The sequence below is a fragment of the Pirellulales bacterium genome, from assembly GCA_035939775.1.
Classification (GTDB): Bacteria; Planctomycetota; Planctomycetia; order Pirellulales; family DATAWG01; genus DASZFO01.
In genome coordinates this window covers 1-1535 of record DASZFO010000003.1, presented here as the reverse complement: position 1 = coordinate 1535, position 1535 = coordinate 1, and the positions used below count along the sequence as shown (strand labels likewise).

General features: G+C 62.1%; 2 protein-coding genes. Both read left to right on the top strand.

Features of this window, described 5'->3' with window-relative positions; all coding sequences use genetic code 11:
• Positions 1–322, top strand: a 322-nt coding sequence (locus VGY55_00105; protein HEV2968356.1) for a chemotaxis protein, incomplete at its 5' end; no start/stop codon positions are given.
• A gap of 28 nt (positions 323–350) precedes the next feature.
• Positions 351–1535, top strand: a 1185-nt coding sequence (locus tag VGY55_00100) for a methyl-accepting chemotaxis protein (protein HEV2968355.1), incomplete at its 3' end; no start/stop codon positions are given.

Sequence of the window (1535 nt, the reverse complement as noted above, 5' to 3'; positions counted from 1 at the left end):
CGAGGCGATCCAGGACGACACCAAAGGCGCCGTCGATGCGATCAAGCAGATCAGCGGCGTGATCAACCAGATCAACGACATTTCCAATACGATCGCCAGCGCCGTGGAAGAGCAAACGGCGACCACCAACGAGATCAGCCGTAATGTCGCCGAATCGGCCAAGGGAAGCTGCGAGATTGCCCGGAACATCACGAAGGTGGCCGAGGCGGCCCGCAGCACAACTCAAGGGGCGGCTAACACGCAACAAGCCGCGGCCGAGCTGTCGCGAATGGCGGCTGAGTTGACTCAGCTCGTCTCGCGTTTCCGCTACGAAACTAACTAATTCCAACCTGTCCCGCCAAGGAGCCCTCATGACCACCGCCACACTCAAGCGTCCCGGCAAAGCCAAGCGCGCGGCTAGTTTGCCGGCACGGACCGACGATGCCCTCGCGGAAGCCAATGAAAACACCCGCGCCGTGTTGCAAGTCGTCGAGGCGCTTGGCCGAGCGACGACGGTCGCCGAAGCAGCCAAGGCCTCGCTCGACACGGTGCGGGCCGCCTTCGGTTGGGCGTTCGCATCGTTCTGGCGTCTCGATTCCCAGGAGGGATGCCTGAAATTCGACGTTGAGTCCGGATCCGTCAACGACGAATTCCGCCGGATTACGGTCGAATCCCGATTTCAGGAAGGAGTCGGCCTGTGCGGCGAGGCCTGGAAGAAACGCGAACTGGTGTTCGTCCCCGATGTCACGCAACGGCCCGGTTTCAACCGGGCGGCGGCGGCCGAGCGGGCCGGGGTCAAGTCCGCGATTTGCTTCCCGATCATCGTCGGCGGCAATATCGTCGGCGTGATGGATTTTTTTGCGATTGGGACCGTCGATCCATCACAGGAACGCCTGGACGCGTTGCGCGGAGTGGGGCGATTGCTCTCGAACATGATCGAACGCTTGGATCGCGAGATCGAACTGAAGGCCGGCGTCGATAGTATCCTCGAAAGCGTCAACGCGGCCGCCTCCGGCGACTTGACTCGCGAGGTCACCGTCACGGGTCACGATGCGATCGGCCAGATGGGCAGCGGCTTGGGAACCTTCCTGGCCGACCTGCGGCGCAGCATCAGTGCCATTGCACAGAACGCCCAGACCCTGGCCAGCTCGTCCGAAGAGCTTTCGGCGGTTAGTTCGCAGATGAGTTCGAATGCCGAAGAGACCGCTTCGCAGGCCAATGTTGTTTCGGCCGCTTCGGAACAAGTCAGCAAGAACGTGCAGACCGTAGCGACCGGTGTCGAAGAGATGAGCGCCAGCATCAGGGAGATCGCCAAGAACGCCTCCGAGGCGGCCAAAGTCGCCACACAAGCGGTGTCCGTCGCTGAAGCGACCGACACGACGATCTCCAAGTTGGGCGAAAGCAGCGCAGAGATTGGCAAGGTGATCAAGGTGATCACCTCGATCGCCGAGCAAACCAACCTCTTGGCCTTGAACGCGACCATCGAGGCCGCGCGGGCCGGCGAGGCGGGAAAGGGGTTTGCCGTGGTGGCCAACGAGGTCAAGGAACTGGCCAAG